22 protein-coding genes are annotated in these 19884 nt (G+C 40.5%); 5 read left to right on the top strand and 17 right to left on the bottom strand.

Translation table 11 applies throughout. From position 1 onward, the window contains the following. Window positions 1-93: 93 nt before the first annotated feature. The 12 genes from ACO1PF_RS11810 to ACO1PF_RS11755 all read right to left on the bottom strand — a co-directional run bounded on the left by ACO1PF_RS11810 (window position 94) and on the right by ACO1PF_RS11755 (window position 9698). Entirely contained in the window at window positions 94-1689 is a 1596-nt protein-coding gene (locus tag ACO1PF_RS11810; protein WP_423189258.1) for a complex I subunit 5 family protein, read from the bottom strand. A gap of 15 nt (window positions 1690-1704) precedes the next feature. Next, window positions 1705-2040 (bottom strand): sodium:proton antiporter, encoded by a 336-nt coding sequence (locus ACO1PF_RS11805; protein ID WP_423189257.1) that lies wholly within the window; start codon window positions 2038-2040, stop codon window positions 1705-1707. Window positions 2041-2097: 57 nt separating this feature from the next. Beyond that, the gene (locus tag ACO1PF_RS11800) at window positions 2098-2796 is read right to left on the bottom strand and encodes an MnhB domain-containing protein (protein ID WP_423189256.1); all 699 of its coding nucleotides are present in this window, start codon (window positions 2794-2796) and stop codon (window positions 2098-2100) included. Then, the gene (locus tag ACO1PF_RS11795; protein WP_423189255.1) at window positions 2780-3343 is read right to left on the bottom strand and encodes a Na(+)/H(+) antiporter subunit B; all 564 of its coding nucleotides are present in this window, start codon (window positions 3341-3343) and stop codon (window positions 2780-2782) included. The genes ACO1PF_RS11800 and ACO1PF_RS11795 overlap by 17 nt, the downstream gene beginning before the upstream one ends. Before the next feature lie 5 nt (window positions 3344-3348). After that, on the bottom strand, window positions 3349-3654 hold the full coding sequence (gene mnhG, locus ACO1PF_RS11790; RefSeq protein WP_423189254.1) for a monovalent cation/H(+) antiporter subunit G: 306 nt from the start codon (window positions 3652-3654) through the stop codon (window positions 3349-3351). Then, window positions 3654-3914, bottom strand: a complete 261-nt coding sequence (locus tag ACO1PF_RS11785) for a monovalent cation/H+ antiporter complex subunit F (protein ID WP_423189253.1) — start codon at window positions 3912-3914, stop codon at window positions 3654-3656. The genes mnhG and ACO1PF_RS11785 overlap by 1 nt, the downstream gene beginning before the upstream one ends. Before the next feature lie 36 nt (window positions 3915-3950). After that, a complete protein-coding gene (locus ACO1PF_RS11780) occupies window positions 3951-4481 on the bottom strand; it encodes a Na+/H+ antiporter subunit E (RefSeq protein WP_423189252.1) in 531 nt (176 codons plus the stop codon). Between the two features lie 350 nt (window positions 4482-4831). After that, complete coding sequence (locus ACO1PF_RS11775; RefSeq protein ID WP_423189251.1) at window positions 4832-5779, bottom strand: RluA family pseudouridine synthase; 948 nt, start codon at window positions 5777-5779, stop codon at window positions 4832-4834. 225 nt (window positions 5780-6004) lie between these two features. Then, window positions 6005-7273 (bottom strand): GTPase family protein, encoded by a 1269-nt coding sequence (locus tag ACO1PF_RS11770; RefSeq protein ID WP_423189250.1) that lies wholly within the window; start codon window positions 7271-7273, stop codon window positions 6005-6007. A 233-nt stretch (window positions 7274-7506) separates the two neighbouring features. Then, window positions 7507-8244, bottom strand: coding sequence for a DUF1510 family protein (locus ACO1PF_RS11765; RefSeq protein WP_423189249.1), 738 nt, complete (start codon window positions 8242-8244; stop codon window positions 7507-7509). 370 nt (window positions 8245-8614) lie between these two features. Next, the gene (locus ACO1PF_RS11760) at window positions 8615-9217 is read right to left on the bottom strand and encodes an ECF transporter S component (RefSeq protein ID WP_423189248.1); all 603 of its coding nucleotides are present in this window, start codon (window positions 9215-9217) and stop codon (window positions 8615-8617) included. Window positions 9218-9263: 46 nt separating this feature from the next. After that, on the bottom strand, window positions 9264-9698 hold the full coding sequence (locus ACO1PF_RS11755) for a MarR family winged helix-turn-helix transcriptional regulator (protein ID WP_423189247.1): 435 nt from the start codon (window positions 9696-9698) through the stop codon (window positions 9264-9266). Window positions 9699-9846: 148 nt separating this feature from the next. Here ACO1PF_RS11755 and ACO1PF_RS11750 point away from each other — a divergent pair, with 148 nt between their 5' ends. After that, the gene (locus tag ACO1PF_RS11750) at window positions 9847-11553 is read left to right on the top strand and encodes an Rqc2 family fibronectin-binding protein (RefSeq protein ID WP_423189246.1); all 1707 of its coding nucleotides are present in this window, start codon (window positions 9847-9849) and stop codon (window positions 11551-11553) included. A gap of 466 nt (window positions 11554-12019) precedes the next feature. On the opposite strand, the gene ACO1PF_RS11745 is transcribed toward ACO1PF_RS11750, so the two are convergent. Both ACO1PF_RS11745 and ACO1PF_RS11740 read right to left on the bottom strand, forming a co-directional pair. After that, window positions 12020-12673: a fasciclin domain-containing protein gene (locus ACO1PF_RS11745; protein ID WP_423189245.1), complete on the bottom strand. Its 654-nt coding sequence runs from the start codon at window positions 12671-12673 to the stop codon at window positions 12020-12022. 263 nt (window positions 12674-12936) lie between these two features. Then, window positions 12937-13584 (bottom strand): fasciclin domain-containing protein, encoded by a 648-nt coding sequence (locus ACO1PF_RS11740; RefSeq protein WP_423189244.1) that lies wholly within the window; start codon window positions 13582-13584, stop codon window positions 12937-12939. A gap of 130 nt (window positions 13585-13714) precedes the next feature. Between ACO1PF_RS11740 and srtB the strand changes: the two genes are divergently transcribed. After that, complete coding sequence (srtB, locus tag ACO1PF_RS11735; protein ID WP_423189243.1) at window positions 13715-14494, top strand: class B sortase; 780 nt, start codon at window positions 13715-13717, stop codon at window positions 14492-14494. A gap of 50 nt (window positions 14495-14544) precedes the next feature. On the opposite strand, the gene pyrR is transcribed toward srtB, so the two are convergent. Genes pyrR through lspA form a run of 3 tightly spaced genes read right to left on the bottom strand, consistent with a single transcriptional unit; the run spans window position 14545 to window position 16496 of the window. Then, window positions 14545-15090: a bifunctional pyr operon transcriptional regulator/uracil phosphoribosyltransferase PyrR gene (pyrR, locus tag ACO1PF_RS11730; protein WP_423189242.1), complete on the bottom strand. Its 546-nt coding sequence runs from the start codon at window positions 15088-15090 to the stop codon at window positions 14545-14547. A 22-nt stretch (window positions 15091-15112) separates the two neighbouring features. After that, complete coding sequence (locus ACO1PF_RS11725; RefSeq protein ID WP_423189241.1) at window positions 15113-16018, bottom strand: RluA family pseudouridine synthase; 906 nt, start codon at window positions 16016-16018, stop codon at window positions 15113-15115. A gap of 1 nt (window position 16019) precedes the next feature. Next, the gene (gene lspA / locus ACO1PF_RS11720) at window positions 16020-16496 is read right to left on the bottom strand and encodes a signal peptidase II (protein WP_423189240.1); all 477 of its coding nucleotides are present in this window, start codon (window positions 16494-16496) and stop codon (window positions 16020-16022) included. A 230-nt stretch (window positions 16497-16726) separates the two neighbouring features. Here lspA and ACO1PF_RS11715 point away from each other — a divergent pair, with 230 nt between their 5' ends. Genes ACO1PF_RS11715 through ACO1PF_RS11705 form a run of 3 tightly spaced genes read left to right on the top strand, consistent with a single transcriptional unit; the run spans window position 16727 to window position 19494 of the window. Then, the gene (locus tag ACO1PF_RS11715) at window positions 16727-17371 is read left to right on the top strand and encodes a YkyA family protein (RefSeq protein WP_423189239.1); all 645 of its coding nucleotides are present in this window, start codon (window positions 16727-16729) and stop codon (window positions 17369-17371) included. Between the two features lie 12 nt (window positions 17372-17383). Next, window positions 17384-18265, top strand: coding sequence for a polysaccharide deacetylase family protein (locus ACO1PF_RS11710; protein ID WP_423189238.1), 882 nt, complete (start codon window positions 17384-17386; stop codon window positions 18263-18265). Continuing rightward, entirely contained in the window at window positions 18262-19494 is a 1233-nt protein-coding gene (locus ACO1PF_RS11705) for a putative glycoside hydrolase (RefSeq protein ID WP_423189237.1), read from the top strand. The genes ACO1PF_RS11710 and ACO1PF_RS11705 overlap by 4 nt, the downstream gene beginning before the upstream one ends. Window positions 19495-19884: the final 390 nt, after the last annotated feature.

Here is a 19884-nt window from a genome sequence, read left to right as displayed (position 1 = left end):
GATTTAATTGAAACAATCTTTCGCGCGACTGATTATGTTGCTTTAGCCACGCCATGTTGAATGATTGAAACAGATACTCTCACATCAAAACTTTTATAAAATAAAATTCAAGAACAGTACGACGACGACAAAATACCCGGTCATGGCGGTAATGATCCCGTTGAAGGTCAATTCCAAGTGACCGATCCGGGTGATCAGTCCCCCGTGTTTAATGATCCCGTGATAAAAGCCTATTCCGGCAACGATCATCAACACGTAAACCATGCCTTTTTGAATATATTCATCCATGTTTACATGTACTTCGTAATTCAGCAGGAACAGCGTCATGGCTTCACCAAATATCCCCGTAAAGAAGGATGCAATACCCATCACCAAGGATGCGCCGACAGCAAAGACATCTGATTTCACGCGCTTGCCTTTCGTGTTTTCACCGAACAGCATGGTCGCATATTTTACGAAAGACATGGTCGTTCCCAAGTTGATGATATTGAGCATAATGGTCACGTTGTAATCGTAGGTCCCGTGCGCAATCATATACTTGGAAATACTGCCATTAAAGAACGGTGCTCCTGTAATACCCAAGATCGCTAAGGCCGTTGCCGCAGCGACCCAGGGCATCCGTTTGAACAGCCCCCTGATCTCGTAGACATCTCGCGTGCCGTATTCATGATAGATAAGTCCGGCCGTCAAGAACAAAGTCGATTTAAAAATAGCGTGGTTGAAGATATGATACACTGCACCCCAGAAAGCTATTTCTGAAGCCATGTTCAAACCGACCATGATCAGTCCGATTTGAGATACGGTGTGATAAGCCAGGATCAGCTTGATATCGTGCTGACCAAGAGCCATCATAAATCCAACGACCGAGGTGATGAACCCGACCCAGAAAAAGAACGTCTGCATATCGATAACAGGCGAGAACATTTCGTTGAAGCGAATAAACAAGTATACCCCGCTCTTGATGTACAAGCCACTTAAAACGGCGGATACTACAGGCGGTGCACTCGGTGTACCGTGTGCTTTAGGCAGCCAGCTGAAGAGCGGCGTGACCGCTGTTTTCAGTGATACGGTGACCATCAGCATACCGTACGGTAGAATCATGGCTTTGGCGCTGTCGAGATGCTGCATGGATTCACTGATCGCACGCATGTCGAGCAAACCAAATGTCCGGTACAGCATACCTGTGCCAAACAGTAAGAACGAGGAGCCGATGACGTTAACAAAGAAGTAAATCATCCCGTCATAGATCGCCTGTTTTTCTTTGTTGATCATAATCAGGATAGCCACTACTACGGTAGAAACTTCTAAAAAAACAAAAATATTAAACAAGTCGCTGGACAAGAATAATCCCATCATCAGACCTTGTAAAGTCATGAAAAGAAAATAAAATTTTGATTTGAAATAATCTTCATTGACCGCGTAAACTAAAAAAGCGATATAAAAAGCGGCAGTCATTAAAACCATAAAGATAGAAAGTGAATCGGCATATAAACTCAAGGCAATGCCGTCCTCATACCCACCTGTGCTCCATACGATCGGTCCATTTGCTTTAACGGCCATGAACTGACTGAAAGCAAAGGCCGCAAAGGCTAGCTGGAAGATGAACAGCAATGGTTTTGCTAAACGCTCACTGAGCACATAGGCGATAACTCCAACTAAAATGGGTGCTAATACTAATATTCCTAACACTTAACGTTCACTTCCTTATTGATTTCTGTTTCTGGACCAGTGCGTGATGCCGTGTTTTTGTTTGTAGTGCATGAACATGGTCAAACCGATCGCTGTAACTCCAATACCGATTACGATCGCTGTGATCATTAAAGCTGAAGGCACAGGATCGACAAAAGGCGCATCGCCCTGTTGGCCAATAGGCGGAACAGATCCTGGAGCGTAGTTGATTGTAACGTAAAATAAATAGATGCCGGATTCCATGATAGACATGGACATGATTGTTTTAATGATCGATTTTTTGGTCATCAGTCCGTAAAGACCAATAAAGAACAAAAGAATACCAACAATCTCTCCAGTGATAAAATCCATTGGTTTCATCTTCTTTCTGTAAGTGTAGTTAATGCTCATTCATGTAATGCTTAGTGCTTAACGTCCTTCATAAAAGACGAAACGGTAGAATATAATACTTAGACCGGAGAACACTTTCAATCCGATCAGTGAGTTCATAAGAATCATATATATCTGGTTTGATAAATCTGTGTTAGCTGGTTGAAGTTGCATAAATACATATAAAACGGGTGTTGTAACAATGGACAAGAACAAGAGCTTCTCGATTTTCTCCAGAACATGCAAGTCCAAGTCAAAGTTAGGATAAACTAAGTAACGCGTAATTAAAGCTGTTGCTAAAATAGCGCCACCCTGGAATCCGCCACCTGGGGATACGTGACCATTGATGATAACGTAAAGACCGATAAGTAAAACAAAGGGATAAATAATACCGACCATTCGAATAACGATTTCCGAGTTGTTTTTACGGTTCAGTTCATCTTCTTCATAACGATACTGCTCAGCGTGTTTGTTTGCCCATGACACGTTGATGACCTCCATTACAGAAACCATTAACATCAATGCCTCGAACAAAGTATCGAACACACGGTAATTCAAGTAAATCGCTGCAACAGAGTTCTGTGCACCAGTTTCGGCTATAAAGTCTGAAGTGAAATAATCAAACAGTGGTGTATCGATTTGTTCCGCGTGATTCAAGAATAAAAACAGCACAACAAACGCACCCAAAATCGCAAATAAGATACGAACGATATCAATGATTTTATGCGTTTCCGTCATCTAATGTCACCTCATCTCTATAGATAACACGGATATCTGTAATATCTGTGATAACTTCATTCAGGTTCGCGATAATATCCTGGAATACGGCATCGGTTGACTCACCATAAATATACGTTAAATTATTTTTACGATGAATAAACATATCATGGTTATCTTCACGCATGATTTTTTCGATCTCGTGATTCGTATAAGCCAGCTGCGGCTCGACCTCTTCTGTACGCTCCAGGAATTTTTCCAGAGGACGTACAACAGAATTCATAATTTCGGTGATACTATCATCGTTAAATATTTCTACATCTTCATTCACATAGCATATGTCGTATACCGATACTTTTTTCGTCGCAACTAAGTACATCACGGTGGATAAGCCGACACCGATCGCAGCTTCAGCTAAAGCAACGTCTGGGGCGTTGTAATGTAAATAGGTTACGGCGATAATGAGAGAAAAAACGCCGAGATAGATAACCGAACGTTTTATGTTATCGGAAAAGACAGAGAAGATTGCAAAAACAAGTAACGCAAGTAGTAAAAATGTTTGAAACATACTCCTTATCTCTCCTTTTTAATTCTGTACCCACTGATATGAGCGGATCGTGTGATGGCATGTGTCGCAATCGGGTTTGTGATAACGTATAAGGCCAAAACTAAAAGTAATTTACCCGTAAAAAAGTCAAATCCATGCTTCAACATCAGTCCGAGCATAATCGTGATAAAACCCACAGTATCTACCTTTGCCGAAACAAGGATGCGTGAAAAAAAATCTTTGAACCGATAGACACCAAATACACCGAGTGTCATGAAAATGAGACCAATGACGATAATGATATTGGCGGTCCATTCTACAATTTGAGCCATTATATATCTCCTCTTCTTTCAATAAATCGCGATATCATAATTGTACCAATGAAACCCAGTACCCCATAAATAAGACCCACGTCCACCATAAACGAACGATCGATTATCATACCAATTAAAACAGCCATGACGATAACTTTAGATGAAAAAAGTGCAAAGCCAATCATGCGGTCCCAAATAGTTGGACCAATCAAGACTCTGCCCAATCCAAATACTGACAAGCCTGCCACGATGATTAAAACGACTTCATCAAAACTCATTTGCTTCCCTTCTTCCTGCTTTTATTGCGACGCTGATCAAGCTTTACCTTCAATTTTCTCTTCATAACGTAAAAGAATATCCTCTAATTTTAAAGGGATAACGTCTCTGGGATCTTCATCTTCACCAGGTGCGTTGAGTGCCAAGACACGCAGTTTACTGCCTTTTTTCTCGACTGTAACGGTCCCTGGTGTCAACGTGATCGAGTTAGCCAAGATATCAATGAGTAGCTCGTCCGTTAGTTTTGTTTCACAACTAATGATTTGAACGTCAGCTTTGCCCGTAATGATGTTAGGGATAACATCGATTCCAGCTAGTAGTATCTCTAGCAGCAGACGTAAACCATATATCGTCAACGTACCCAGACCGATCATATAAGAATGTTCATAGTTGCCCTTAAGCAGAAAGCGGTCCGTAAACAATACCACCAGGATAGCCATAAGAAGCCCTACCATAAATGTAGGGATAGAAAATTGTTCAAATAAAACGACCCAGACGATAGAGAGAACGATGATGACTTCTTTGTTATCGACAAGGTCTTTCCACATATTTTTCATATAAGTTTTCACAAAAAAACCTCCCTTCCGACATGAGTAGATAACATCTATCTCAAAGTGAGTCGATGAGCGAGTTCGTATCCCGTCTTTTCAACTGTACTTCGATTGTAGCATGTTTCTTTTCTTATGCAATATGTATTTCGAAAAACCGGCAACGAAAGTGGTCTTACGCAGAAAAAGCAGCAAATTCAATTAAAAAATGACCCGTTTTCTACATATTTAATAGTTTAGCAAAAATCATCCTAATAAAGTAGGTTTTTTTTAGGATTAATGAATAAAAAAAGTCCCTACCTAATGTAGGGACTTAAAACGAGATTGAAATGGTAAGCGATCATGAAAAAAGACACGTGCAGCTAGTCTTATTATTTTACTCTTTTAAGAAAAGCGGTCGGGACTTCTGAGGTAAAGCGAACCAGTTTATTCGTACCTGGATGAACCAGAACAAGCGTTGTGGCATGCAAGCATAACCGTTTGATCGGGTTGGTATCTGCATCGTAAAGTTTATCTCCTGCCACCGGATGACCGATGTCTTTTAAATGAACGCGGATCTGATGCTTACGGCCTGTTTCCAGTTCCACTTCTAAAAGTGAAAAGTTTTCGTTACCCAGTACTTTTCTGTAATGAGTCACTGAAAATTTTCCGCCGTTGTCTTCAGGGTTGGAATACATTTTTATGCCTTTACTTTCCGACAGCCAAGATGAGATTTCACCCTGGTCTTTTTCAACATTGCCTTCTACTAACGCAGTATAGATTCGTTCTTTGACGGTATTCTTCCAGTCTTTCTGTAAAGCTTCTTTTATTTCTTCCGTTTTTGCATACAACATGACACCGGATGTATCCCGGTCCAGGCGATGAACGACAAAAATCTTGTTTTCCGGATCCTCTTTTTTTACGTACTCACTCAACTGATGATAGGCAGTCGGTTCAGTCGGATCGCCCGCAGCAATAGACAATAATCCAGCTTCTTTGTTGATGACAATAATATCTCTGTCTTCGTGCAAGATAGTTAGTCCGAGTAATTCAGATTGTTTTTTAGCTTCCTTATTGCTCAAGATCCCCACTACTTGTCCCGGTTTCAACTTATGATTGTGCTGTGTGACTTCTTTTTCATCCACTGTCACTTGTCCACGAGTTAAAATCGACTTTACAGAATTACGACTCTTGTTCGTTATTATTGACAGCAAAAAAGGCAGCAGTGTTGTTTCTTCTTCTACTGTGTGGTTTACGATTCCTCTTTTATCGGATTGGGTTGTACCCTTTCGAAGGTTGTCATTTTTTTTCTTAGAATGGGCGTTATGCTTTTGTTTCATTAATAATCACTCCTATAATTGTTGACTCTTATGTAGTATAACAGAAAATCAGGCTAAAATAATCGTTAAATATATTTGATGTACCACAAGTATGGCAATTTTTAAAAACTGAATAATAAGAGAAAAACAAAAACAGGAAATCTATTTAGGCAAATTTGCATAGATTCCCTGTTTATATTATGTGTACATCATCCAAAAAGATGACGACAAACTTCAATTATTTTTTTAACGCTTATGTTTTTCTATAAAATTCTGAACGACTTTTTTTAATTTGGCACTCTTAGGAATACTTGTTTGTTCGTCTTCCATTTCGGAATAAGTATTGTACGCGTCGTTCAAAGCATCGTCATTTTCAAATTCCAGATCTTTCGTTTTCAGTTCTTTACGGTTAAGTTTCAGGTTTTTCTTGAACTGGCTGCGCATCAAGCGTTCCAGTAGACCTAAATCGATGCTTTCGCCGTCTTTTTCTTTGGTAGCAATGATGCTTAGCACTTCAATGTAGCTGAGTGCTAGAGCGCTGGTGACAATGGATGCAGTGGTTCCACTGATGATGCCGCCGATAATGGTCCCTGCACCGGGGATGAATTTAAAGGCATTGGCAACCAGCGTTTTCCCGATCATGGTCGCTGAGCCTGTCCCGCCGACTGCCGCAATGATGCTGACAATGGTGGATTTATCCATTGAGATACCAAAGATGGCAGTGATATGAGCAAGCAACGTGACTTGCATCGGGACCAATATAGAAGCATCAGAAAATGGAATGGGCGCAAACCCGACGCCAAATGTCGTAGCTACATATCTGGATGCCCAGCGTCTGGCAACTTTGGCTTTTCGTTCAATGTCTGCCTGCTGGGCGTTCGTAAAAGCCTCTTGACTCTCCTTTGGGATAAGTTGGAGCGTTTTTTCAATCAGCTGCTTCAAACCAAATCGTGGAATGACATAATCGTCCGAAATTTCATACGGTTCTGACATGACATTCTGAACAGCTGCAACAGGCAAGTTCATATTTTCCAAATAACGGTTAAATTCATCTGCCGGTTTTCCTATCGACTGCGTCAAGACTAAGATGACGGGTAGAATATTTGAAATTTCTTTGATCAATTCAATTTCCATATCCTCGATACGGGAAGAATTGGCTTGAATACAGTAATACACCGCGTGCAACGCTTCTTTGGTGTGTTTTTTATTCTCCACCAGCTCAAGAATCTCTTTCATCACCTGTTTTTGGACCTTTTGTTCAAGTTCCAACCCTCTCGTATCATACAAGACGATGGGGATACCTTCTTTAGTGATACGTCTCAAGTGTTTGGTCACAGGTTTACCAATACCGGTATCGGCTAATTTTTCACGGAATACATTGTTGATGAGCGTACTTTTCCCGACGCCCGTTTTCCCGGCAATCAAAATATTTACGGGACTCATTTTTGCAACTTCGGATTCAGTCTTTTCTAAAATTTCTTGAATCATGTTGTATTTATTATTCGTTTGTTTCATAAGCGTCCTCCTAGCTGTTTGACAATAGTTTACCATGAAGGGGTAGGTTTGGCTAAGTAGAAAGGTCTTTACCCTCAAGGCATAGGTGATTCTGTAAAAGTGTGCAACATCTTAACTGTTAGGTTCTTTGAGACAGAATATAGCATTGAACCTACCGATTAAAAAAGCTTCCAAAGGATCGACCCGGTTACTTGGGTCATCTTTAGAAGCTTCTCAATGATTGAATTTAATTTTTAGCGGTATTCAGCTGGGACGCCATCGAGTTCTTGAACTCCCGTCACATGCCACTCACCTTCACCGTATTGTAGATCCACACGGTAAACATTGTTTCGGCCACTATCTGAAACGACGGTGAATGCGCGGCCTAAGCCGTTATTTCCAACCCACCATGTGGTCATGTCGTTCTGATTGATACCAGTTACGGCACTCGCATTTTGATCAACGGCATTACGGTCACTCGTACCATCATTAAAGTTCATCGTATAGCTTTCATCTAGGGGTGCATCAGGATTGATACCCGCTTCACTGGCTTCTTCCTCATCTGAATCGTCTTCTTCAGGAGTATCTTCAGTTTCTTCGGGTTCTTCTTCAGTGTCTTCAGGTTCTTCTTCTGGCTCTTCTTCAGTGTCAGCATCAGATTCTGTGTCTTCCTCTTCTTCAGCGACTTCAGTTTCTGTGTCCTCGTCACTCTCTTCTGTTTCGGTCTCCTCTTCTAAATCAGATTCCGAATCCGTTTCGTCAGGCTCATCTTCCGTTTCGTCTTCTTCCTCAGTATCAGTGACGATTTCCGTTTCCGGAGAGCTATCCTGATCTCCTTCAGTTAGGGCATCATCACGGTTTGAAACGATAAAGATCACTAGACCGCCAAGGATGACAATGAGTAGTCCAATGACGATGTAATAAATTTTCTCGATTTTAGGTGAACCCTTTGTTTTATCTGTAGTGTTCTTACCTGCACGTGTTTTTTTCATGTAGTTCTTCCTTCCTTTTCATATGTATTCTTTCTTAAAAAGTGTACCATATTATTGTATGATAAGTGAGTAATTAAGTTAACAAACTCACGACATTCATTGCGAAATCATTTCTCCAACTGCTTCAAACGACATGATGTCTCTCTGAGATGATAGGTAACTTAACAAAAAATCATATTATTATCATTGTTATTCACGTTTCAAGATGCAATGTATAGAGCATTTTTTAAGGCTCCCCTTATCTAATTGAATCTACTATATTAAACCACATAATCAAGCTCAATGATAATCAAAAGGTCCAATTAAGTATAAAAATACCTAGTCAATTTACCGCGTTTAAGCAGGATTGGCTAGGTGTTTTTGAAGTCGATTATTTTTGGTGGGTTATTTTTCTAAGTGGAACCGTAATAAGCGGTACGATAATGGCTGCCGCGATCGCTTCAGCCACACCGTTTGTGGCAACGATGATACCCAGCGCGCCAGCTAAATTACTGATATCCACATCAATGGCCTGCGCGTAAGGTTCCCCAAAGAACAGATAGATAAACAACAGCACAAAGATGGTATTCGTGAATGAACCGACCACAGAAGCGCTGGCTATAGCCAGTTTATCGCTCTTGGAAAACAGACGTTTGAATAAGGCATATGACCATCCAGTAAAGAGACCAATCAAAATACGTGGCACCAAGGCAATCATCGGATTAGTCCAAAGCATCAAGTCCAGTGGTGTCGCTGGCATCGTGTAAGCACGAACCATACGTGTAATTCCCCAAATGCCTCCAATGATCATTCCATCTTTGGTACTCATCGTTAAGGTGGCAACGATAACGGTGATATGTATGATGGTCGGATTAAGTGGTGGAATGGGAATGTTCCCTAAAAATGGCACAAAGTTCTGTATCAGAATAATGGCCGTCAGTATACCTAGCAAGGCGATACGATGCGGGTTAGATCTTTTTTGGCTTAATTTCATAAGGGTTCCTCTTCTCTATCTCTCATTTTCCTATTTATAATGAGTCCTAACTTAGCCTATTGGTCATGCTTCGATTGAAACGACCAAGCAACACGGTAAGCATATGTGCTTCTTCTTCAGTCCAGCCGGAAAGTATTTTTTTGAATTTTTCTTCTAATTGAAGGTGATAATCATTGAAGACTTTTCCGGCTTGTTCATTCAACTTGAAGTAAACATACCGTTTGTCTTTCCCGATCGTTTTTGTTACCAAATCTTTCTTGACCATCGCATTCATCTGGCGACTGACCGTCGATTTGTCTAACCGACTTTTTGTCGTGATCTCCTTGAGCGTCAATTCGTCTTCACCGATCAAATCGATTAAATTAATCGTCGAATGAGATAATCCCATATCGTACAGCAAGTGATCAGTCAAGTGTTTATAGAGCTGATTGAATTCACTGACTTTTTCCAATAGATGAAGCGATTTTTCTGTGCTGTCCATGTGACCCATCTCTCTTTCATCTCGCTTATTTGTATACGTCAACTATATCACGATGCACCATTATGAGCAATAAAAATATGGAAGTTGGTACCAGACTTTTTTAATGCTATACTAATAAAGAGTTTTTTATAGATTGGAGTGACTTTAAATGTCTTTTGATGGCCTATTTGTCCACGGTTTAAGAGATGAATTAGAAAATGAAATCATCGGTGGCCGTATCACCAAAATACAGCAGCCTTTTGAAAACGAAGTGATTTTACGTATTCGTGCCAACCGAAAAAATAAATCGTTACTGCTTTCTGCACATCCACAATACGCACGGGTGCAGTTAACGGATATACCTTTTGACAATCCAGCCCAGGCGCCCAATTACTGCATGGTATTACGCAAGTACTTGGATGGCGCAATCATCGAGTCGATTGAACAAAAAGAAAACGATCGTATCTTGACCTTTTCATTTAATCGACGCAATGAATTAGGCGATACAGAATATCTCTCACTCATAGTTGAAATTATGGGCAGACACAGCAATGTTTTATTGATCAATAAGGAAGATAACAGATTGGTGGATGCCATTAGACATGTGCCGGCTAGCCAAAATACCTATCGTACCCTACTTCCAGGTGCGACTTATATTGAAGCACCGAGTCAAGACAGGAAAAACCCCTTTGATTATGATGGTCCGTTCCCAGTATCCGACTTGTCTTATACTGATAAAGTCAAATGGATCCAACAGACGTTTCAAGGATTTGGGAAAGATTCAGCTTTAGAACTGGCTTACCGAATGGAAGCACGCACAGATGATTCACCCAAAGCTGTTTTTCAACATTTTATGGCACCTTTTAAAACAGGTAAATTAGAACCTACACTGACGAAAGACGATCAAAAAGAATTTTTCTCTCCTCTACCCTTTGAACATCTAAAAGGAGAAACGCAATCGTTTGACTCGTTAAGTATTTTGATGGATCGTTATTATCAGAACAAAGCTGAGCGTGACCGCGTCAATCAGCAATCCAATGATTTGAGTCATCTGGTCAAAAATTTATACCAGAAGAACAAGAAAAAAATCCAAAAACTGAAAAAAGAACTAAAAGATACTGAAAAAAGAGATGAGTATAAAGTGAAAGGCGAAGTCCTGACAGCTTACTTGCATGAAGTGAATCAGGGCGATGAATCGATCACGCTACCCAACTTCTATGCTGAAGATGAATCATTGGAAATTAGCCTGAATCCACAAAAATCACCCGCTGAAAATGCACAGTATTATTTCTCACGTTACCAAAAACTTAAGAGTGCCGAGATCCATTTAACCAAACAACTAAAATCGACACGACACGAATTGAATTATTTTGACACGCTGCTTACGCAATTATCCATCGCTTCCGTTTCTGATATCGAAGACATTCGCGAGGAACTGAGAGATGGCGAATATCTGAAGAAAAAAGGTAAAAAGAATCGCAATAAAAAGAACAAAAAATCTCAGCCTGAGGCTTTTGTTTCTTCAGATGGCGTGAGTATTTTAGTAGGAAAAAACAATACACAAAACGATGAACTGACGCTTAAGAAAGCGCGCAAAACACACTGGTGGGCCCACGCCAAAGACATTCCCGGCTCACACGTGATTATAGAAGACGACGATCCTTCAGAACAAACACTGGAAGAAGCGTGTACGCTGGCTGCTCACTACAGTAAGTACCGCTTATCTGCTTCCGTACCGGTCGACGTCGTTCAAGTGAAACGCATCAAAAAACCAAAAGGCGCAAAACCTGGCTATGTAATCTATGAAGGCCAAACGACCTACTTTGTGACACCGAGTGATGAAAAAATAAGAGAATTGAAGCAAAATACAAAATAGGAAAAGCCGTGTTCAAGTGAAAAACTTGAACACGGCTTTTTTCTACTTCTACCACCTCTACCACCTTGAAACGTTGAGTGGTAGTAAGTAGACCAAACTTTGGCATGCCCAGGAGGAAATCCCGTTGAGTGGTGCTAAGTAGGCCCAACTTCGGTATGCTCAGGAGAAAATCCCGTTGAGTGGTACTAAGTAGGCCCAACTTCGGCATGCTCAGGAGAAATCCCGTTGAGTGGTACTAAGTAGACCCAACTTCGGCATGCTCAGGAAGAAATCCCGTTGAGTGGTACTAAGTAGGCCCGACTTCGGCATGCTCAGGAAGAAATCCTGGCGAGTGAGGCTAACTGTACCTGAATTCAACTTTAATAGCCATTTAAAAATTCAGATTAGTTTTCAAGAACAAAAAAACAGTATTCAAGTGGATTTCCGCTCGAACACTGCTTGACGCTGTTATGATTTAGTTAAATGATTATTTTTGTTTAAGAGGTTTTACCATGACGAAAATCAAGGCAGCACCTGTCATTAGCATTCCGATCAATAATACTGAGTTTGTTTCGATTCCTGTTTCAGGTACATCAGTTTCTTCCATGTCTACTTCTTGTAGAGTGAAGTCTGAAGGTACAAGGACAGTATCGATAACATGGATGACACCATTTGTAGCTTCGATGTCTGTGTCGACGATCATTGAATCATTGACCATAGGGTCTCCACTTAAATCAAATGTTACCATCTCACCGTTCACTGTTTCAGCTTCCATACCATCAGTTAAATCTCCAGCCAATACTTTACCTGGTACTACATGGTAAGTTAAGACTTTCGCCAAATCAGGTTGAGCTAATAACTCTTCTGCAGTGATATCTAATGCTTCCAGTAGATCTGCAAAAGCTTGATTTGTAGGTGCGAATACTGTAAATGGACCCTCACCTTGCAATGTTTCAACTAGTTCAGCACGTTGTAGTGCGGATACTAAAATACTAAAATCATCATTTCCTAAAGCGATTTCAACAATGTCTTGAGAAGGTTCTTCTCCTACGTGACTATCAGCGAATGCGGTTGGGGCTAGGGCGACTGTGAGAGCGAATGCGGTAATAAACGACAGAAAAACTTTGACCATTTTGGACATGGTGTATCTCTCCCTTATTGATAAGATGGTAAAATCGATTACTCGACGTTACTTATTTATAATAAGTGTATATGATTTACTAGTCAAGTATTAATACTCCGTTTTAAAAAAAAAAAAAAGAGGGAAACCAATACGGAAGAGATTAATGATTTTAGCAATATTTACATTCAATTTCATATCAGTCTTTAAGAACGTAAAAAAGCAGTATTCAAGTGGTTCTCCGCTCGAATACTGCTTGACGCTGTTCTGATCTATTTAAATGTTTATTTTTGTTTAAGAGGTTTTACCATGACGAAGATCAAAGCAGCACCTGTCATTAGCATTCCGATCAACAATGCTGAATTTGTTTCGATTCCTGTTTCAGGTACATCTTCTTCTTCCATGTCTACTTCTTGTAGAGTAAAGTCTGAAGGTACAAGGACGGTATCGATAACATGGATGACACCATTTGTAGCTTCGATATCTGTATCGACGATCATTGAGTCATTGACCATAGGGTCTCCACTTAAATCAAATGTTACCATCTCACCGTTCACTGTTTCAGCTTCCATACCATCAGTTAAGTCTCCAGCTAATACTTTACCGGGAACTACATGGTAAGTTAAGACTTTCGCCAAATCAGGTTGAGCTAATAATTCTTCTGCAGTGATATCTAATGCTTCCAGTAGATCTGCAAAAGCTTGATTTGTAGGAGCAAATACTGTAAATGGACCCTCACCTTGCAATGTTTCAACTAGTTCAGCACGTTGTAATGCGGATACTAAAATACTGAAATCATCATTTCCTAAAGCGATTTCAACAATGTCTTGAGAAGGTTCCTCGTGTTCCTCAGCGAATGCGGTTGGGGCTAGAGCTAATGTGAGTGCAAAGGCAGTAATAAACGACAGAAAAACTTTGACCATTTTTGACATAGTGTATCTCTCCTTTATTAATAAGATGGTAAAATTGATTACTCAACTTTACATGTATATAATAAGTGTAAGAGATGAATTAGTCAATTATTAACACCTCGATTTAGTGATTTTTTAAGGAGGGAAGCCAATGAAGAGGAAATTATTACTTTTAGGACTGGCCACAGCTTTTTTACTGCAATTGAACGCTGTCGTGCGTTCAACTGTCGAACAATCTTCGACTGCCGAGGTCCCTCCTCTTTCAACATCAACCGACGACGTACAAATAGACGAAGCATCGTTTTATTCAAAGGATAGTGTAATTACTGAGCCCGCTGCTGATATGGATGAAGAAGAATCAGACGCATTCACCTTTTTATCTAACCCTTCTGCTGAATACTATTCACTAAATTCGGATTATGTAGGCTGGATCGAAATGGCTGATACGGCTATTGACTATCCGGTAGTTAGAGGTCAGGATAATGAGTTCTATTTGGAACATGATTTTTATAAGGAAGAACATATTTTGGGAGCCATATTCATGGATTACCGAAATGTCGGAATGGGCCTTGATGATCATACCATCCTCTACGGGCATTACACCAAGAGCGGCTTGATGTTTGCCGACTTGGATAAGTATTTATCTGAAGAATATACTGCCGGTAACTCAACGATCGAATTCCAGGACCCTTATACAAAACGTAAGTATCAGATCTTTTCCGTGCATGTCTCACCTGCTGATGCGGGTTATATCCGGACATCTTTCAAAGGAAATGATTTGGAAGCCTATTATGAAGATTTGAAAGAAGCCTCATATTTCCCGATAGAATCAGAATTTGATCCGGATCAAAAGTTGCTGACCCTGATATCATGTAATTACACGGTGGATGATGGACGTATTTATGTTCATGCGTATGAAATAACCGAATAAAAAGTAAAAGATGCAAAAAAGAGATCATCTCTTTTTTGCATCTTTTTAAGTTAATCGGGTTTGATGATTTCAACAGCATCTTTGCCGTCTTTTTCTTTCATTGAAACTTTCACTTGTTCTTGTTTGGAAGTCGGAATGTTTTTACCAATAAAGTCTGCTTTGATGGGAATCTCTCGGTGTCCTCTATCCGTTAAGGAAGCAACCATGATTTTCTCAGGACGTCCCAAGTCGATTACCGCATCCATAGCTGCACGAATTGTACGTCCAGTATAAATAACATCATCAACTAAGATCACGACTTTTCCTTTAACATCGACTGGAAAGTCTTGACCTTTTACTTCGGGGTCATCCACTTCATCAGGGAAATGACGGTCATCACGGTAGAGGGTGATATCCAGTTCACCTACCGGAACCGATTTCCCCTCGATTTCTTCAATTTTTTCAGCGAGGCGTCGGGCAATAAAAACCCCACGTGTTTTGATACCTGCCAAGACGAGGTTATCAGTCCCTTTGTTTCGCTCGATAATCTCGTAGGAGATACGTGTGAGCGCACGGTTTAAAGCCACATCATCTAAAATTGATACAATTTTTGACATCGATTAAGCTCCTTTCGCTTTTTTAACGTTGTCTTACCCAGTCAAGGGTTTCGTTAAAATAATCCGGTAATGGTGCGTTGAAAGTCAGGCGTTCTCCGGTTCTAGGGTGTACAAAAGATAATGATGCTGCATGTAGGTATTGTCCCTCACCATCCAATGTTTTTCTAGGTCCGTATAATGGATCGCCTGCCATACGGAAACCGATGTATTCTAAATGCACTCTGATCTGGTGCGTGCGTCCTGTTTCTAAATTCAAGCGTAGCAAAGTGTACTCACTGAAGCGTTCAATTACTTCAAAATGCGTCACGGATTCTTTGCCGCCTTGTACAACTTTAAATTTCTTGCGATTTTTTGGATCGCGTCCGATCGGTGCATCGATAGTTCCTTTGTCATTTTCAATAATGCCATGAACCAGTGCGATATATTCCCGTGTGGCTGTTTTTTCCTGTAATTGTTCAGCCAATTTTTCATGAGCTAAATCATTTTTCGCGACCATCAGTAAGCCTGAAGTATCTTTATCGATTCGGTGCACAATACCAGGTCTTATTTTCCCGTTGATTCCGGAAAGATCTTTGACGTGAAAAAGTAAAGCATTGACCAGTGTTCCACCTGCGTGACCAATAGATGGGTGAACGACCATGCCTTGGGGCTTGTTGATAACTACAACATCGGCATCTTCGTAAACGATTTCTATCGCGATATCTTCAGGTAGCGCATCGATTTCTTCGGGTTCTTTTATTGTGACGTGAATAACGTCGCCTGTTTGAACCTTGTAATTTGCTTTAGATTCTTCCTCATTCACCGTGACCATGCCCTCTTTGATCCATAACTGGACTTGATTGCGTGAATTTTCGTTCAGTTTATCGCTTATAAATTTATCGAGACGACCTTTTTCGTTCGAGACATGAAATATTTTTGTATGATCCATTTTAGTTCGTTCCAACTTTCTTTTGCTTGTATTCTTTCCATTCATCAAGGATTAAGTATAAAATCATTAAGCCTACACCAACAGTTAGCGCCATATCGGCAACATTAAATATTGGGAAATCAATAAATTCCAATCGTACCATATCCACGACGAACTGATGAATCAGTCTGTCGATGAAGTTACCAATGGCACCACCCAGGATCAAACTCAATGAAAAAGCAAAGAGTTTATCGTTCTTCCCGTAACTGTGCAAATAATAAATGATGACCCCTACCACAATAAGCGTCACAATATAAAAGAAAATCATCTGGCCTTCTAGTATACTCCACGCCGCTCCTGTGTTTTGATGATACGTAAACGAAAGTATCGAAGGAATCACTTCACGCGTTTCATGTAAAGGGATATTTGCGACCGTCAGATATTTTGTTAACTGGTCGATGCCGATAATAATCAGTGCAATGATATAATATAATAACATATATAACTCCTTAGTATTTAAGCCTTATTGTTATTGTACAATATTTTTCAGCTAAAACCTACCTTGATTTAATTTTAATATTATATTTTGACTGATCTATACGAGTCTCTTTCACGAAATCACTAAATAATTAACAATATATGAACAAAAGCATTTTAAATACAAATGCTTTTTGATATACTCTACAAGATACCAAAATACTAAAGTTATACTTTTAAAGGAGATAAGATATGATTATTAGAAAGTGGGCACTAGTTTCACTCTCAGCTGTACCTTTGTTGTTAGCTGGTTGTGATTCGGAAAATTTAGATGATGTGCAAGACGCTACAATTGAGATTGACCGCATCAAAGGCGAAACGGTTGAGACATTCAACCAATTGGTCATGTCAGAAGCAGATTTACAAAGTCATTTTGACGAAACAATGGAAACGGATGATGACTTGGCAACTTTAGGGGATGAATCTTCGTCTGTCTTTGAAAACATTGCTTCCAGAGAAGAAATTGTGATAGAGCTGGAAAACAAGCAAAGTGAATTTGAAGAACACCAGGAAACACTGACGAGTTACGATGGCGAACTTCTCGATCATGAAGAGGTCAATGCAGTTAACGATTCAGTCAGCGATTTCAACACACACCTCTCCAGTTACATCGACAATTATAAAACGAGTTTGGACAATCAGCGCGACTATTTCACAGGCTTAGCGGATGAGAATGCTACCTATGATGATTTTGTCGAAGGCATCGATCAAATCAACGACGAACGTGTAACACTGTTACAGATGTTTCCGGAAATAGATGGAGCCTTGATTGCAATCAATGGCCAGCTGTCAACGTTACAGTCCTCTATTGACGCACAACTAAGCGAAGAAGAATAAAGGAGTATTAGCATGAAAAAAATGATTCTATCTACCCTACTTGCTTCCACGCTCCTGCTTACTGCGTGTGAAGCAGCAGATAGTGAAGAAACTCTTGAAACCGAGAATAATGAAACGAGCCAGGATTCAGAAGTGACCAATCAGGAAGAAACGACTGACTCCTCTGATGAAGAAACGGATGAATTGGAAGAGGATGTTGAAGAAGAAGCCGATGTGGCCGAATCTATAGAGTACTTATACGAAGTGAGTGACAATTTAGCCTATATCAACGTGATCGACGGTAAAGAAGCCAACAAGCAAGTGGCCCTATTGACGTTCGACGATGGTCCCAACGGACACACGTTGAAAATCGCTCAGTCTTTGGCTGAAAAAGATGCACCGGCAATCTTCTTTGTCAATAGCATGTATCTTGAAGATGACGAAGGCAAAGCCATTTTAACTGAAGTTCACGAAATGGGATTTACAATAGGTAATCATACGCACACTCACGCGAGCCTGCCTTCTATTTCTGAAGAAAAACAAACAGAAGAAATCATCACAACCAACGATTTGGTTGAAGAAATCATCGGTATACGTCCGCGCTTCTTTAGAGCACCCTTCGGACAAAATACTGACCATTCCAAACAAGTCGTTCTAGATGAAGGCATGGCTTTGATGAACTGGACATACGGTTATGATTGGGAAGACGCGTATAGAGATCCGGAAGCTTTGACGGACATCATGATCAATACCAATCTACTTGTACCGGGCTCTAATTTACTTATGCATGACCGTGAATGGACCGCAAAAGCAGTCCCTGCAATTATTGACGGCTTAAGAGACAATGATTTTGAATTATTAGATCCAGATTTGATCCTATCCAATGAATTAGAAAGTGAGGATGTTAGCGAATGATGAAAAAATTTAAACAGACCCTCTTCTGCTCAGCCGCACTTCTGTCAGTTAGTGCTTTAGGAAGCACTAGTGTAGAGGCTGAAACAACAACAGAAGACCAGCAAGTCGAAACAACCTACTTAACCATGAGTTCAGAGCCACTTTTGATGATTCCCGAAACATTTCCCAGTCAATTCAAGTATGACAGCGGCGTAGATATTCCTTATCCGGAAGACGGCGTTAAAGGTATTTTCCTGACAGCAAATTCTGCTGGTGGCTCACGTATGGAGAGCCTAATAGATTTAATGAATCGCACAGAACTGAATTCAATGGTCATTGATGTCAAAGACGATTATGGTGACATCACGATGCCAATCGATTCGGATCATGAATTGATCACTGAAAACACTAGAAATTGGGTCGATCCGGAGCAGTTGATGCCTCAATTAGAAGAAAACGGCATCTACCCTATCGCTCGTATCGTGGTTTTTAAAGATAACAACTTAGCCGAAGAACGTCCGGACTTATCCTTTACACACCCTGATGGTTCTGTATGGACTAACCGAGCAGGTCATGCTTTCGTTAATCCGTTTATGAAAGAAGTTTGGGACTACAACATTGAAGTCGCAAAACAAGCAGCTAAACTAGGTTTCAAAGATATTCAATTCGACTATGTTCGTTTCCCTGAAGGTTTTGAACTCCGTGATGAAGATGTCATTTATTCACGTGAAGACTACGAGGGTAGCGATCTCGACAACGTGCAGCTGCGCGTTGAAGCAGTTACTGATTTTGTAGCCTATGCACGCCGTGAGCTCCAACCTTTTGACGTAGACGTTTCCGTTGATATATTCGGATACGCAGCAACGATTGAAGAAGCGCCGGGTATCGGTCAAAACTTCTCTCGTATTTCCGAGAATGTCGATGTCATTTCATCAATGATTTATCCAAGTCACTGGGGACCCGGTTCGCTAGGAATCGCCAAACCAGACTTGGAACCCTATAATGTGGTTGCCAGATACATGGAGTATGAAAATGAAGTCTTGGGCAACTTGGGCGAGAATGCACCCGTTTCACGTCCCTGGATTCAAGACTTTACCGCTTCCTATCTAGGCTCCGGATGGTATAAACGATACGGTGCCCAAGAAGTCGAAGATCAGATTCGCGCACTCAACGAATATGGTGTCAACGAATTCCTACTTTGGAATGCCGGTAACTCTTATTCTGAAACTGCTCAATACAGTTTTGACTAAATGTAATCTGAAGGCTGAGACTTTTGTCTCGGCCTTTTTTTCATGTAAGAAATCTTGCCAATTGATCAGATAGGTCTTGAATAGGCGTGCCCGCCTATTCATACATTTTAAGAGAGCCTTGTAGTGCTTTATGCTTATATAAGGGTAACTCAAACCCATTTAGCGCGACGAGTTGTGGTTATAGGGCTTTATAAGAGGAACTCAAATCAATTTAGCGCTGCGAGTTATGGTTATAGGGCTTTATAAGAGGAACTCAAATCAATTCGGCACTGCGAGTTGTGGTTATAGGGCCTTATAAGATGAACTCAACCCCATTCAGCACTGCGAGTTGTGGTTATAGGGCTTTATAAGAGGAACTCAAACCCATTCAGCGCGACGAGTAACGGTTAT

Source organism: Alkalibacterium sp. f15, from assembly GCF_049389645.1.
GTDB lineage: Bacteria > Bacillota > Bacilli > Lactobacillales > Carnobacteriaceae_A > Alkalibacterium.
This window is presented reverse-complemented; position numbering and strand designations above follow the sequence as displayed.